Below are 14,926 nucleotides of genomic sequence, written 5' to 3'. Positions count from 1 at the left end.
ATCAACGAAACACCGAATCTGGCGTCTTCGTATCAACGCGGCATGAGAGCGTTCTGACGCTCGTCGTGGTTTGCATGTGGGGGAACTCCCCGCGCATGCGTCAACGATTTATACGCGGGACAGAAAAGCTTGAAAAAGCCCGATAACGACACCCTTCCGTTGCCCGATGGCGGCCTGGCCGCGCTTATGTTCATCCTGAGCAGTCAGGGCGTGAGCGTAACCCCGGAGCAGATCCAGCATCAGTTTCCCGGCCGCCGCATCGGCGTCGTGGAGATGATCCGCTGCGCCAAAAGCCTCGGTCTCAAAGCCCGGTCTGTGACGACGAACTGGGAGCGCCTGGCGCATACGCCGCTCCCCGTGATCGCCGCCATGCGCGACGGAAGCTTCCTCCTGCTCGGACGATGCGGCGAAGACAGCATCCTCGTCCAGGCCCCGAACGCCCCACGGCCGAGCATGATGTCTCGGGCCGAGCTGGAAGCGGCTTGGGACGGCCGGCTCGTGTTGATGACGAAGCGGGCTTCGCTGACCGATCTCGCCCGCCGTTTCGACGTCACATGGTTCATGGGCGCCATCCATAAGTACCGGTGGCTCCTCACCGAAGTTCTGGTAGCGTCCTTCTTCCTCCAGCTCTTCGGCCTGATCTCGCCGCTGTTCTTCCAGGTCGTCATCGACAAGGTTCTCGTGCATCGAAGCATGAGCACGCTGGACGTGCTCGCTTTCGGGCTTGTGGCCATCGCCGTGTTCGAGGTCGTCCTCGGCGCCTTGCGAACCTACCTGTTCTCACACACCACGAACCGGATCGACGTCGAGCTCGGCGCGCGCCTGTTTCGTCACTTGCTGGCGCTGCCGATCGGCTATTTCCAGGCGAGGCGTGTCGGCGATTCCGTGGCCCGCGTACGCGAGCTCGAGAACATCCGTAACTTCCTCACCAGTTCAGGGCTGACCCTCGTCATCGATCTGTTCTTCACGGTCGTCTTCGTCGCCGCGCTGTTCTTCTATTCGCCGCAGCTGACCTGGATCGTGCTCGCGTCGCTACCCATCTATGTTGCGATATCCGCGGGCGTGACGCCGCTCTTTCGTCGGTATCTCGACGAGAAATTCGCCCGTGGCGCGGAGAACCAGGCCTTTCTGGTCGAGAGCGTGACGGCAGTCGAAACGCTCAAGGCCATGGCGATCGAACCCCAGATGCAACAGCGCTGGGAGGAGCAGCTGGCGGCCTATGTCGCAGCAAGCTTCCGGGTGCTGAGCCTGGGCAACGTCGCCAGCGAGACCGTTCAGCTCGTCAGCAAGATCGTGACCGCAGCGATCCTGTATGTCGGCGCGAAGCTGGTCATCGGCGGCAGCCTTTCTGTCGGCGAGCTCATTGCGTTCAACCTGCTCGCCGGGCGCGTCAGCGGCCCCGTGCTGCGGCTGGCGCAGATCTGGCAGGAATTCCACCAGACGCGGCTGTCGATCGCCCGCCTCGGCGATATTCTCAACACCACGCCAGAGCCGGCCTACAACCCCAGCCGCACGGCCCTTCCGTCGGTCCGCGGCGACATCTCCTTCGAGCATGTCACGTTCCGTTACCGGATCGACGGGCCGGAGATTCTTCGCGACGTCAGCCTCAACATTCCGGCCGGGCAAATGATCGGCATCGTGGGCCCATCCGGGTCCGGCAAGAGCACCCTGGCCAAGCTCGCCCAGCGGCTCTACGTGCCGGAAAGCGGCCGGGTTCTGGTCGACGGGGTGGATGTCGCCCAGATCGATCCTTCCTGGCTGCGCCGTCAGATCGGCATCGTTCTGCAGGACAATATCCTCTTCAACCGCTCGATCCGCGACAACATCGCCTTGGCCGACCCTGCTCTTCCGGCGGAAAAGGTGATCGAGGCCGCGACGCTGGCAGGCGCGCACGATTTCATTCTCAAACTGCCCGAGGGCTACGACACGATCGTCGGCGAGCGCGGCGGCAGCCTGTCGGGCGGGCAGCGGCAACGCATCGCCATCGCTCGCGCCCTGGCGACTAATCCGCGCATCCTGATCTTCGATGAGGCGACGAGCGCACTCGACTACGAGAGCGAGCACATCATCCAGCAGAACATGGCGCAGATCGCGCGCTCCCGGACCGTGCTTATCATCGCGCATCGCCTTTCCACCCTGCGGATGGCCGATCGCATCGTGACTATCGAAGGCGGCCGCCTGATCGAGGATGGCACGCACGAAACACTGATGCGGACAGGCGGCCGGTACGCCACGTTGCACCGCCTCCAGTCCGGATTGCCGGAGGCCGGAAGCACGCCGGCGGCGGCGAGCCAAGCGGCCGCGCGATCCGCGACCACGAATACCATCGAGACAACCGCTCTTTCCATAGCCCAGGGGACTCATGCGGCGCGCTGATTTCCCGGAGGGAAACAGCCGCGGCGAAGCAAACGCCATGCACGCGCTCACAAACGATCAGTCTGGCCTTCTTGCTCTGGAGATGCTGCTGCGGCTGCGCGGCGTCGCTGCCACGGTAGAAGAGCTTCGCCGCCATATCGGCAACGGCGCCGTCGGCATCGCCGAGATGCTCCGAGGTGCTCGGGCATACGGCTTCGCAGGGCGGTCTCAGTCCGTCACCTGGGACAAGCTCGCCGATCTTCCGCTGCCCTGCATCGCAGAGCTTCGCGGCGGGGGTTTCCTGCTGCTTGGCAAAGTGAGCGAGGAAAAGGCGGTTGTCGTGGCCTCGAACATCACGCAGCCCACCTTGCTGACGCGGGCCGAATTCGAGGCCCAATGGGCGGGGCGTCTCGTCTTGCTGAAACAGGCCGAGGAAGTCGCGGGGCTCATGCCCCGCTTCGACAAGGCTGTCGCGATCCGGGCACGCCAGGCTCTGACGACGACGGCACAATGGGGCGAGCGCAGTACCCGCGCGGCGGTGACGGGTCTAGCGACCCGCTCGCAAGCCCTTCAAAAGGCAATTATCGCACGATCCATGAATGAAAATCGTATGAGATCCCAGGAACTTGCGTTCCTGCCGGCTGCGCTCGAGATCGTGGAAACCCCGCCTTCGCCTTTGGGGCGCACCATCGGCCTGAGCATCATCGCCGTCTTCGCCGTCGCGTTGGTCTGGGCGTGCATCGGCACCGTTGACATTGTTGCCGTTGCACCCGGGAAAATCATTCCCAGCGGCCGGACCAAAACGGTCCAGCCATTCGAGACCGGCGTCGTACGCGCGATCCGGGTCCATGACGGCCAGAGCGTCAAGGCCGGCGATGTGCTGGTCGAGCTCGATACGACCACCGCCGATGCCGAGCTCGGACATCTGCAGAGCGACCTGATGGCCGCGCGCCTCGATATCGCCAGGCTGCAAGCAGGGATCGCCAACAAGGACGACCCGCTTTCGGCATTCAACCCGCCTGAGGATGCCCCGGCCGATCTGCTCCGGATGTACCGTGGCTTCCTTGTTAGCCAAAACGGCGAGCAAAAGGCCAAACTCGCCGCCATTGACGGTCAGCTCGCACAAAAGGGAGCCGAACGCGATACGATTCAAGCCTCCGTCGACAAGCTGAAGTCCACCATCGTCCCGCTCCAGCAACGGGTCGAAATTCGCGAGCAGCTTTTCCAGAAGGAGCTCGGATCCAAGGTGACTTATCTCACCGAACTGCAGGATCTCGTCGGCCAGCGCCAGGACATCCTCGTTCAGGAGAAACGCGGCAACGAGACAAATGCCGCGGTTACCGCACTGATGGAGACACGCACGAAAACCATCGCCGAGTACGAGCGGACCCTTTTCGACGAGCTGACCAAAGCCCAGCAGAAGGCAGCTGGCCTCAAGCGGGATATCGTGAAGGCCGAGCAGCGCAAAAGCCTGCAAAGGCTGACGGCACCGGTCGATGGCATCGTGCAGCAACTCGCGATTCACACGATCGGCGGCGTCGTGACGCCCGCACAGTCGCTGATGTTCGTCGTTCCTGCGGAAAACCGGCTGGAAATCGAGGCGATGATCTCGAACCGGGACATTGGCTTCGTGAGCGCCGGCCAGGAGGCCGCCATCAAGATCGATACCTTCAATTTCACACGATACGGCCTGCTTCGCGGAACCATTCTCAGCGTTTCGCAGGATGCTATCGCGCGCGACAAGATTCCCGACAGCTCAAGCGACAAGACGTCGGGCGCGAACAATAACAGCAGCGAGCCGCGCGGCCAGGAACTGCTCTATTCTGCGCGCATTTCCCTCGACCGCACGCAACTGGCGATCGAGGACAAGCAGGTCAATCTATCGCCCGGCATGGCTGTGACGGCGGAGGTCAAGACCGGACGGCGGCGGATCATCAGCTATCTGCTCTCGCCGCTCTCCCGCTATCAGCACGACAGCTTGCGCGAACGGTAAGCGCGGCTGTCTCGCCAGAGCTCCGGGCGGGAACTTTCAGAGAGCCAAGAACCATATCGCCGGAGCTTACCTGCTCCGGCGATCAAAAAAACCACCGCGTGGAATCGCCGCCCTGATGGCCGACCATGACCGCGCGTGTCTGACTATCGGAACCGATCTCGCTGACGCTCTCGATCGCAAGCAGCGCCGCGAGTCGCGAGCGGGCTCGGTTGATCCTGCTCTTGATCGTTCCGGTCGTGGTGCGGCAAAGCGTGGCCGTATCTTCGTAGGATAGTCCGGCCGCGCCGACCAGCAGGAGCGCCTCGCGCTGGTCGAACGGGATTTCTCTCAGAGCCGCGCAGAACTCCTGATATTCAAGCTGGCCTTCCTGCTCCGGCGCCGAGCGCAACGCCTCGGAATAGCAGCCGTCCGCGTCCTCCACCTCATGCCGGCGCCTCCGGAGATCGGAGAGGTAGCAGTTTCGCAGGATCGTCGTCAGCCAGGCGCCAAGGTTCGTGCCCGGCCGAAAGGTGTCGATTTTGCTGATGGCACGCAGCAGCGTTTCCTGCACCAGATCGTCGGACCTGTCTGCGCTGCGACTGATGGACATGGCGTAGGCACGTAGCTGCGGCTCAAACGCCAGCATCTGCTGCTGAATGGAGGGCCCACCAGCTTCCTTCGTCTTCCCGGAACCATTGTCTCCGAAGGCCATCGTCGATCTCCCACTCACATCCACGGGACGCAACAATCCATCACTCGCAAGCGAAACGAGGCCGGCTCGCGGCTGCGCAGATCGCGCAGCCGCGCTGCTACTGCTTGACCCGCGCAGGAACCATGACGTTGGTCTGTTCAAGCGGACCGATACCCAACCCGCCCGGAAGGATGCTCCTCTGGACCCTGAGCACATCTCCGGGCAGGAGTTCGGTGCTCTCCAGCGCGTCGATCGTCTGCGCCTTCCCGTCCTGCATGCGCACGACCGTCAAGCTGCGGGTTTCGACAGCGCCGTCGGAATTGCCGACCAGGGTCGGGATCGTCACTTGGGCCTCGACCAGAAGACTCCTGTTGGTCTCGAATTTGACGCTGATGTCGTCGAGATCCATCCGAACTTTCTGCACTTCGGCAGTCAGGGACGCATTCCGTTCGCTCTTCAGGTCGAAGATCCTCTGATCGGCCTGCGTGATGTTCTGGCGCGCCCGCAAGATCAGCGTCTGGAAGCCCTGCTCGTTCATATCGAGCTGGGCCTGCATCCGTTCGAGGTTCGTCAAACGGCTCAGGGTCGACAGGCCACGCTTGACCAAATCCCGAACTTCCACGAGCTCCTTTTCAACGCTCGCATATTGGGCCTTGGTCGCTTGGATCTGGAGCTTGATCGCGTCGATCTCGCGTTCATACAGGCCGCGATTCCGCTCGACGCTATCAATCTGGGTTTTGAGCGCGTCGACGTGAATGTTCAGAAGCGAGCGCTCTTCGTCGATCAACTGCCGTACCCCCGTGTCGTTCTGCGACCGCGACACGAGATCGGACGGAAACTGGATATCGGCCTTCATCACCAGCTCGGCGTTCAGGCGAGCCCGGCGCGCCGTCAGCTGCTGATACCGTCTGACGAGAGTCCGCATTTCGCCGGTTATGTTGATGCTGTCGCGATCCAGCCGCATCAGGCCGGGATCGTTGAACCGCAGCCACCCGCCGGACAGGCTGACGACCTGCAGAACGGTCATTCCCGGACGGAATGGATACTCACCGGGCTTCTGCACGTCGCCCAGGACATAGACCGGCCGTGTCTCGAGAATCTCGACCGACGCGCCGGGCTTGTCGGAAATGCCCGCACGGATAAAGCGGTCGGAAATCTGGTTCGCGATCTCCTTGGCCGAAAGGCCGTCGACCGGAATATCTCCAACGGGAGCAATCGAAATCGTACCGTTCGCGCGAACCGTGTATTCGCCGCTCAGCTCAGGATACTGGAAGATCTTGATCTTGAGCTTGTCGTTGGCACGAACACTGTAATCGGATGTCGCACGGACGGCACTTCCGCTGAGGACGCACAGAACCAAAGAAATTGATCCGGCGACGTTAACCCATGAACGGTTCTGCTTCATTGTAGCACCTCTCCGATTCATGATTACACGGCGGCAGGCTCGGCTGGCATCGCCAGTCCGAAGGGGAGCCGTCGGGTAGTCGTTGCTGCTTCCGCCTCCCAGAGCTTGTCTCCGAACTGTCCGATCATCCGATCGTCGACCATGTTCAGGACCGCTCCGATGAAGTCCGATGGCATAGCGCCAGATACTGCGAAGGCGCGCTCGACCCGTTCCGTCTCCGTGTCACCCCACTTGATAACCAGCAGGATTCCGTCGAGGTTCTGCGCGGCCATGCGAAATTCGGCTCCGCGTTCAAGCGGTGGCAAGCTGACGACGATAAGGTCATAATCGACCGAGAACTTTTGATTGCTGTGCATCCACCAGTTTGCGGCGCCGTCGATATTGTCCGAGACCGAAGTCACGAGAACATCGGGGCCGCTTCCACGGTTGTTCCGGAGGCTGCCGTCAAGCGGCCGCACGTTCGTATCGGAAGCAGCTGCCCCCCCGGGCGGCACTTCTTGAGCAGGGGTGCGCGACGTCCGGTTCCGATCGAGTTCCACAAGCAACACTCTCCGCTGGCTGCGAGCGGCCAGGTGCGCGAGCTGCCTTGCAACGGTCGTCGCCCCCTCTCCTGCTATCGAAGAAGCAATGCCGACGACGCGCGCCTTCGATGCTTCGATCGCCACCGTCATCCGAAGCAGCGTCTGGTTCAGCAGCGGAGCGGGTAGAAATTGATCGTCCCTGGCCGACTCTTTTGTCGAATGGAGGGACCTCGAAACCGCCGGAACACCGCTTTTCAGCAAAGGGATCGCGCCTATGCATTCCAGGCCGAAATCTTCAACCTGCGCGGCAGTGCGGATCGTCTTGTCCTTGAAGTCCAGCAACAGAGCCAACACCGATCCGACGGCAAGCCCGGCAATGACGGCCGCCAGGATGACGAGAATCTTCCGCGGCCCGCTCGGCTTGTCCGGAGCAAGGGCCCGCGTCATCACATACACACTGGGACCCAACCCCTGCAGCCGCTCCCGCAGCAACGGCGACCTGCTGCCGTCCTCCGCGCTGACTCGCGCCTGAAGCATGATCTGGCTGATGCCGTTCGCGATCCGCTCGGACTTCTCCGGATCGGAGGTCGTTACGTTGACGAGAATCGTGTGGCTTGTTCCAACCCGCTTCAGTTCGATGCGCTTGGCGAGCGTGTCGACGGCGAGCTCCTGTCTGCCGCGGCTTTCATCGGGCGTCGCCGACGGCGCGCCAAACAGCCGCTGCGCGATGCTATGAAACGGCATCGCGGTCGGAACGAATTCGGGATCCTCGGACAAATTAAGCGATTGCACGACCTTGGTCAGGGTGCCGCGCGAGCGGATAATCTCGATCTCGTTCTCGACCTGCGTCAGATCGGCACGTCCCAGAAAAATGACCAGATCCGGACCCGGCTGAACTTCCTTCACATAGATCAGGAGTTGGGTTGATGCGGTATAGTTCGCTGGCTTGAGGAAAGCGAAAAACAAGCCCAGCATCATGGACAATACGACACACGCACCAACGAGCTTCCAGCGGCGACGGAGGCTGCCAAAGCCGAGCGGTGTTAAAGATTGGCGCTCTCCAATATAATCCGGCATCGGGCTTCCGATCTTTATCTACCCGCCATCCGATGCCCGCGCGGCGATGTCGTCTCTTGAAAAGACTGCATTAACGCCCTCACTCGACTTCGGTACGGCAGAGAACGAATAAAAAACAACCGCAACAATTGTCACTGCAACTTGGCCGGCAGCGCCTCGAAGCTCTGAGCGGCAGGAGCGTTGGACAAAGTGAGCTCTACCCGTTCGGAATCCACGATCCGCGCGGCCCTCATCCAGACGAAAGCCCGGTTCCACACTTCCCAACTCATTCCTTCCATGATGCTCTCGTAGTCTTGCGGGCTGAGACGACGAAGAATCAGTTCAGCCACCATCCGGGCGCGGTCGCCGCCCGCATTGCTTCGCTTCTCCTCGGTCCTCCTCAGAAGTTCGGGCTTGGAGAAGAATGACGAGGCAATCTCTTCGCGCTCCGGGCGATCACCTGCGTCCACCTTTTCCTTCGTCCTTGAATCCGAAACCTGAGAATAAATATCGCTGCGCGACACGCGCTCGCCGCTCTCGAGCCGCTTCAGAATGGTGTTACGGACCGCAGGCGGAGTTTTCTTGGAGAGGTAGACGCGAAGCGTCGAGGGAACCATCAGCGCGACAAGTTTCGTATCGGACTCTGCCTCACGCGCAAGCTTCATCAAGTCCTGCGCGGTCCTTATCTTGAACTCGCACGCCTTTTCGACCCATTTAACGAAAGCGCCATGGGGCATCTTTTCTTTAATGCAGAGAAGTTCAYGCCCGATTTCGACAGCGTGTTCAGTCGCCGCCCGTCGAAGTGCCTTGATCCTCTGTGCGGCATCATGCAATTCCGTCGCGGAGATTTCTGCGTCCGATGCCACGATTACATCCTCACTACTCAACCCACGAGAGTAATGAGCTTACGCTTGGAGCAGTGCACAACGAAGCGAGCAAAGGGATTCCCGCCCGCACAAATGAGGTAGCCCTTCTGGATTACCTCGAAATTCGTCGCGTATGCTCTGAAGATCAGGCGAGGCGCCGGATGAGGCCATGGCGGACGTGATATAGAGGGATGCGCCGACCGCGGAGATCACATCCCGGCGTCATTCCCGGGCCGCCGGGCGCGCCAGATCCAGACGAAGAGCGCCCTATGAGCCCTCGGGCTGAACGGCGAGAGGCGAGCCCATCGCGTTTGGCTTTCGCGGCTTGGTCGTCCGCACCTTCAACGACGAGGCACCACGAGGGGCTTCCTCGATTCCCGCAACAACATGACTCGTTGCTTTCAGCAACTTACGCCACACACCGAATCAGTGGCGCGGTCTACGGGAATCGAACCCGTCTTCCCAGCGTGAAAGGCTGGTGTCCTAACCGATAGACGAAGACCGCTTTGTCTCGAACCGTGTAGATCCGTGCCGAAGCGGGGCGAGGTATAGTGGCAGGCCTGCCGCTCTGCAAGCGCCCGTTCACAAGAAATGTGGATGACGTGCCTTGGCGGGCAGGCAGCTAGACCGGGCGAGCAAGATCGAGGATGCGCAGCTCCGCCGTTTCACTGCCGCCCCAACGGTTGAGCGAGAGCGTCGCGGCCAGATGCACGGTCTCGCCCCGTGCCGCCAGCAGGGCTTGCCCCAGCGGCTCCTGGGCCGCGCGGAAAGCGATGCCGCCAATGCTGGCGCCATCGCCCGAGCGCAGCTTGATGCGGACATGGCCGCCGCTGCCGATCTCGATGGCGTCCGTCAGGCGGTGCGCCGGAAAGACGAAGACCGGCTCCGGGCTGCCGGAGCCGAACGGTCCGGCCTTATCGATCTCGGCGATCAGGCGCGGGCTGGCACCGCCCGCGCTGAGTGCGGCATCGACGAGGAGCGCCTCTGCCTCGCCGGCGGCGCCGACCTCGCGCGCGAGATAATCGTTCAGGAACGCGTGGAACGGCGCGGCCTGCCCGCTTGCCAGCGTGACACCGGCCGCCATGGCATGGCCACCGCCCTTGATCGCCAGGCCGGCCTCGACGGCGGAGCGCACGGCCCGCCCGAGATCGACGCCAGCGACCGACCTGCCGGAGCCTGTTGCCCCGCCCTCACCGTTCAGCGCGAGCGCAAAGGCCGGGCGGCGGAAGCGCTCCTTGAGCCGCGCCGCGACCAGACCGACGATACCGGGGTGCCAATCGGCGCTGCCTGCGAGCAGGACCGGCAATTCGGCCATGCCGGCAAGCTCATGCTCGGCCTGCGACACCGCCTCCAGCACGGCGAGCCGCTCGATCTCCTGACGCTCCTGGTTGAGGCGGTTGAGCTCGGCGGCGATGCCGCGCGCCTCCACCTCGTCATCGCTCAGAAGCAGGCGCGCGCCGAGCGCGGCGTCTCCGATGCGTCCGCCCGCATTGATGCGCGGCCCGAGCAGGAAGCCGAGATGCCAGGGCTGGATCGGGCCGTCCAGGCCCGAGACATCCATCAGCGCCGCTAGGCCCGGCCGCGCGCGGCTGCGCATCATCGCCAGCCCCTGCCGCACGAAAGCGCGGTTGAGCCCCTGCAGCGGCACGACGTCGGCGACCGTTGCCAACGCGACGAGATCGAGCACCGCCAGCAGGTCGGGCTCGCCGCCGCGCGCCGCCCAATGGCCCTGGCGGCGCAGCGCCCGGCTGGTGGCGACCAAAGTGAGAAAGACCACGCCGGCGGCGCAGAGATGGCCGAGCCCGGAGAGGTCGTCCTGCCGGTTCGGGTTGACCAGCGCCTCGACAGCCGGCAGCCGCTCGGGCGCCTGGTGGTGATCGAGGACCACGACATCGAGGCCGAGCCTGCGGGCCTCCGCCAGCGGCTCCTCGCTGGTCGTGCCGCAGTCGACCGTGACGAGGAGGGTCGCGCCCTCGCCTGCGAGCATGCGGATCGCCTCGCTGTTGGGGCCATAGCCCTCGATCAGCCTGTCGGGGATATGGATCCGCGGGCGGGCTCCGCCTTGTGTCAGGAAGCCGGCGAGCAGCGCGGAGGAGCAGGCGCCGTCGACGTCATAGTCGCCGAAGATCGCGACACGCTCCCCCTTCATCGCCGCCTGGGCGAGCCGCGCCGCAGCGGGCTCCATGTCGGTGAGGACGGCCGGGTCCGGCAGCAGATCGCGCAGCTTCGGCTCGAGGAAGCGCGCAGCCTCGGCGGGCTCGACACCGCGGGAGGCGAGCAGGCGCGACAGGATATCGGACAGCCCCTCGCGCTGGGACAGCGCCTCCGCCCGGCCGAGACCCGCGGTATCGAGCCGGTCGCGCCAGGGGCGGCCAAGCGCCGAACGGGTCACACCAAGGAAAGCGCGGGATTGCTGCATCGGACTCATCGTCCCAACGGCGTCGCGCAAGCTGGGCGCCAGGTCAACCAGCGTCGACCTTGGCCCGGCTCTATACCGCCGCCATACTGCCACCAAGCCGCCAGCCAAGGCGGCGCCCGGGGTGGATCATGCAGCACGAAACCGATGTGGCGATCGTCGGCGCAGGGCTTTCGGGCCTCGTCGCGGCCTGCGAGATCGCGGAAGCCGGGCGCAGGGTCGTGCTGCTTGATCAGGAGCCGGAGCAATCGCTCGGCGGTCAGGCGTTCTGGTCGCTGGGCGGGCTGTTCTTCGTCGACAGCCCCGAGCAGCGGCGGCTGCGCATCCGCGATTCCCGCGAACTGGCGCGGGACGACTGGTTCGGCTCGGCGGGCTTCGACCGGCCGGAGGATGAATGGCCGCGGCGCTGGGCCGAGGCCTACCTCGAATTCGCAGCCGGCGAGAAGCGCAGCTGGCTGCATGCGATGGGCATGCGCTGGTTCCCGGTCGTCGGCTGGGCCGAGCGCGGCGGAAATCTCGCGACCGGCCATGGCAATTCGGTGCCGCGCTTCCATGTGACCTGGGGCACGGGCCCAGGCGTGCTGGAGCCCTTTTTGCGTCGGGCGAGGGGGGCGCAGGCAAAGGGTCTGCTCTCCTTCCGCTTCCGCCATCGCGTCACCGGCATCACGCGCCGCGGCGGCGCGATCGACGGCATCGAAGGCGAGGTTCTGGAGCCGAGCGACGTCGCGCGCGGCAAGAAGAGCGGGCGCGGTGTCACCGGCTCCTTCAAGCTGAAGGCGCAGGCCGTGATCGTCACCTCCGGCGGCATCGGCGGCAATCACGAGCTCGTCCGGGCGCATTGGCCGGCGCGCCTCGGAACGCCCCCTGCCCGGCTGCTCTCGGGTGTGCCCGACCATGTCGACGGCGCGATGCTCGCCGTGGCGCAGGCTGCCGGCGGCCGGCTGATCAATGGCGACCGGATGTGGCACTATGTCGAGGGCATCGCCAACTGGGCGCCGATCTGGCCGCGCCACGGCATCCGCATCCTGCCCGGCCCCTCCTCGCTCTGGTTCGATGCACGCGGCAATCGCCTGCCAGTTCCGCTCTTCCCGGGCTTCGACACGCTCGGCACGCTCGAGCACATCATGAAGACCGGCTACGACTATTCCTGGTTCGTGCTGAACCGCAGCATCATCGCCAAGGAATTCGCGCTGTCGGGCTCCGAGCAGAACCCGGACCTGACAGGCAAGAGCTGGCGGCAGGTGCTAGGTCGCGCCGGCGGAGGCGTACCCGGCCCCGTGCAGGCCTTCATGGACAAGGGCGAGGATTTCATCGTCGAGAGCGATCTCAGCCGCCTCGTCGAGCGCATGAACGAACTGACCGGTGAAAAGCTGATCGACGAGGCGTATCTGCGCGGGCAGATCGAGGCGCGCGACCGGGCCCTCGCCAACCCCTTCGGCAAGGATCTGCAGGTCACGGCGCTGCGCGGCGCGCGCAACTATCTCGGCGACAAGCTGATCCGCACGGCCAGGCCCCATCGCATCCTCGATCCGGCCCATGGCCCGCTGATCGCTGTGCGTCTCAACATCCTGACCCGGAAATCGCTCGGCGGGCTGATGACGGATCTGTCGTCGCGCGTGCTGGACGCGGCGGGTGAGCCGCTGCCGGGGCTCTATGCCGCTGGCGAGGCCGCCGGCTTCGGTGGCGGCGGTGTCCACGGCTATCGCGCGCTGGAGGGCACCTTTCTCGGCGGCTGCATCTTCTCGGGCCGAGCCGCCGGGCGCGCGGCCGCTGCGGCCATAGCCTGAGGGCGCAATCCCTTCCATCAACAACTTACGGTGGTGTATTTCCGAAAAGCCGCGCCACGGCTTGCGCGCGGCTGCGGGCACCGAGTTTGCGCTTGGCATTCTCGACGTGGCTGTGGGCGGTCGTCTGCGCGATGCCGAGCTTTTCGGCGATCTCGCCATCGGACAGGCCATCGGCGACATAGGCAAGGCAGTCACGTTCGCGTTGGCTGAGGCCAAGCGCAAGCGGGGCGGGCATGGCGGTGAACCGTGTCATCCGCTCATGTGTCATCACGGCAGCCAGGGCGATGACCTGAATGTCGCGCGGGGAGAAATCGAAGCGCTCGAAGCTCATGCTGATGACACCGACGCGCCCGTCCGGCTCGTGACAGGGAACGGCCAGGCCATCCTCGACGCCGATCTCGCGCGCAAGCTCGAGGCCGCGCCAACCGGTCAGCTCCGGAAAGCCCGGCGCGCTCCAGCGAAAGGGCGAGACGCGTCTTGCCGGCGCGAAGATCACGGGGTTTCCCCGATCGAGCCCGCGCCTCATATATTCGTCCAGCCAGCCGGGCGGTGAGAACTGCGCATAGCGCCGACCACCGGCAACGATGCGCTCCAGGGGCAGCGCTGGAGAGGCGGGAAACGACCCCGCAAAGAAACCGCAACTTCCAAGCGGAGACAGCGCCTGACGTAGAATAAGCCCTGCAGCCATCGGCGACGCGGCCCGATCGAGGCCGCCGACGAGGTCAATAGCTCGGGCGAATGCGGGCAAAACAAACCCCGGAAAGATTGCTTTCCGGGGCTAGCACAAGTTCCGCTAGGTTAGAATGCCATTCGACATGTGAAACCCGCTCAATCGAGCTGGAACTTCGAGAACTCGCGGTGCTCGCCATAGATGCGGCGGACCGTGCCGGTGATCGAGCGGTAGACCAGCGTCTCGGTCTCGATCATGTCCTTGCCGAACTTCACGCCCGAGAGGAGGCCACCATCGGTCACCCCCGTGGCGCAGACGATGACGTCGCCCGAGGCCATCTCCGACATGTCGTACTTCTTGTTCGGGTCCTTGACGCCCATGCCCGCCGCGCGCACGCGCTTCTCCTCGGTGTCGAGGATGAGGCGGCCCTGCATCTGGCCGCCGACGCAGCGCAGGGCAGCAGCAGCCAATACGCCCTCGGGCGCGCCGCCGATGCCGAGATAGAGGTCGATGCCGGTCTTCTCCGGCTGGGTGCAGAAGATCACGCCGGCGACGTCACCGTCGGTGATGAGGCGGATCGAGCAGCCGGTCTTGCGGACTTCCTCGATCAGCTTGGCATGGCGCGGGCGGTCCATGATCAGCGTCGAGATCTCATGCGGCTTCACGCCCTTGGCCTTGGCCAGCGCGTTGATGTTGTCGGCCGGCGAGGCATCGAGGTCGACCACGCCCTTGGCATAGCCCGGGCCGATCGCGATCTTGTCCATGTAGACGTCCGGGGCGTAGAGCAGGCTGCCGGCGCCGGCCATCGCCATCACGGCGATCGAGCCCGGCATGTCCTTGGCGCAAAGCGTCGTGCCCTCGAGCGGATCGACCGCGATATGCACCTTCGGGCCCTGCTTGTTGCCGACCTTCTCTCCGATGAAGAGCATCGGCGCCTCGTCGCGCTCGCCCTCGCCGATGACGATCTCGCCGTCGATCGGCAGGCGGTTCAGCTCGCGGCGCATCGCGTCGACGGCGGCCTGGTCGGCGGCCTTCTCGTTGCCGTGGCCGCGCAGGCGGGCGGCGGAGACGGCGGCGCGCTCGGTGACGCGTACGAGTTCCATCGAGAGATAGCGCTCGATGATCTGATCGGGGGCGATTTGAAGAGCGACGGACATGAAATGGTTTCCCCTTGCAATGCTGCGGGT

The 14,926-nt window shown here is 64.3% G+C and carries 10 protein-coding genes and 1 tRNA gene; 3 read left to right on the top strand and 8 right to left on the bottom strand.

The annotated features are described in order from the left end of the window. Positions 1-129 precede the first annotated feature (129 nt). A complete protein-coding gene (locus AB4Z10_RS19365) occupies positions 130-2,376 on the top strand; it encodes a type I secretion system permease/ATPase (protein ID WP_441472017.1) in 2,247 nt (748 codons plus the stop codon). Continuing rightward, entirely contained in the window at positions 2,363-4,348 is a 1,986-nt protein-coding gene (locus AB4Z10_RS19360) for an HlyD family type I secretion periplasmic adaptor subunit (protein WP_441472016.1), read from the top strand. Before AB4Z10_RS19365 ends, AB4Z10_RS19360 begins: the two co-directional genes overlap by 14 nt. An 82-nt stretch (positions 4,349-4,430) precedes the next feature. Here AB4Z10_RS19360 and AB4Z10_RS19355 read toward each other — a convergent pair whose 3' ends face one another. The 6 genes from AB4Z10_RS19355 to recJ form a co-directional block, all read right to left on the bottom strand. Beyond that, entirely contained in the window at positions 4,431-5,039 is a 609-nt protein-coding gene (locus AB4Z10_RS19355) for a sigma-70 family RNA polymerase sigma factor (RefSeq protein ID WP_441472015.1), read from the bottom strand. Between the two features lie 97 nt (positions 5,040-5,136). Further along, positions 5,137-6,423 (bottom strand): polysaccharide biosynthesis/export family protein, encoded by a 1,287-nt coding sequence (locus AB4Z10_RS19350; protein ID WP_441472014.1) that lies wholly within the window; start codon positions 6,421-6,423, stop codon positions 5,137-5,139. A gap of 23 nt (positions 6,424-6,446) precedes the next feature. Next, positions 6,447-8,021 carry a Wzz/FepE/Etk N-terminal domain-containing protein gene (locus tag AB4Z10_RS19345; RefSeq protein ID WP_441472013.1) on the bottom strand — a complete coding sequence of 525 codons (1,575 nt, stop codon included), beginning with the start codon at positions 8,019-8,021 and terminating at the stop codon, positions 6,447-6,449. A gap of 131 nt (positions 8,022-8,152) precedes the next feature. Beyond that, a complete protein-coding gene (locus AB4Z10_RS19340; protein ID WP_441472012.1) occupies positions 8,153-8,866 on the bottom strand; it encodes a DUF3102 domain-containing protein in 714 nt (237 codons plus the stop codon). 430 nt (positions 8,867-9,296) lie between these two features. Continuing rightward, positions 9,297-9,371 (bottom strand) — tRNA-Glu (locus AB4Z10_RS19335). Positions 9,372-9,488: 117 nt separating this feature from the next. Continuing rightward, positions 9,489-11,285: a single-stranded-DNA-specific exonuclease RecJ gene (recJ, locus tag AB4Z10_RS19330; protein ID WP_441472011.1), complete on the bottom strand. Its 1,797-nt coding sequence runs from the start codon at positions 11,283-11,285 to the stop codon at positions 9,489-9,491. Between the two features lie 128 nt (positions 11,286-11,413). Here recJ and AB4Z10_RS19325 point away from each other — a divergent pair, with 128 nt between their 5' ends. After that, positions 11,414-13,069 (top strand): FAD-binding dehydrogenase, encoded by a 1,656-nt coding sequence (locus AB4Z10_RS19325; RefSeq protein ID WP_441472010.1) that lies wholly within the window; start codon positions 11,414-11,416, stop codon positions 13,067-13,069. Between the two features lie 25 nt (positions 13,070-13,094). Here AB4Z10_RS19325 and AB4Z10_RS19320 read toward each other — a convergent pair whose 3' ends face one another. Next, positions 13,095-13,757, bottom strand: a complete 663-nt coding sequence (locus AB4Z10_RS19320) for a helix-turn-helix transcriptional regulator (protein ID WP_441472009.1) — start codon at positions 13,755-13,757, stop codon at positions 13,095-13,097. 140 nt (positions 13,758-13,897) lie between these two features. Further along, positions 13,898-14,896, bottom strand: a complete 999-nt coding sequence (glpX, locus tag AB4Z10_RS19315) for a class II fructose-bisphosphatase (RefSeq protein WP_441472008.1) — start codon at positions 14,894-14,896, stop codon at positions 13,898-13,900. Between the last annotated feature and the right edge of the window lie 30 nt (positions 14,897-14,926).

The organism is Allobosea sp. RAF48 (assembly GCF_052114025.1).
Taxonomy (GTDB): domain Bacteria; phylum Pseudomonadota; class Alphaproteobacteria; order Rhizobiales; family Beijerinckiaceae; genus Allobosea.
The sequence above is the reverse complement of the archived record's forward strand: the minus strand, read 5'-3'. Positions and strand labels throughout refer to the sequence as shown.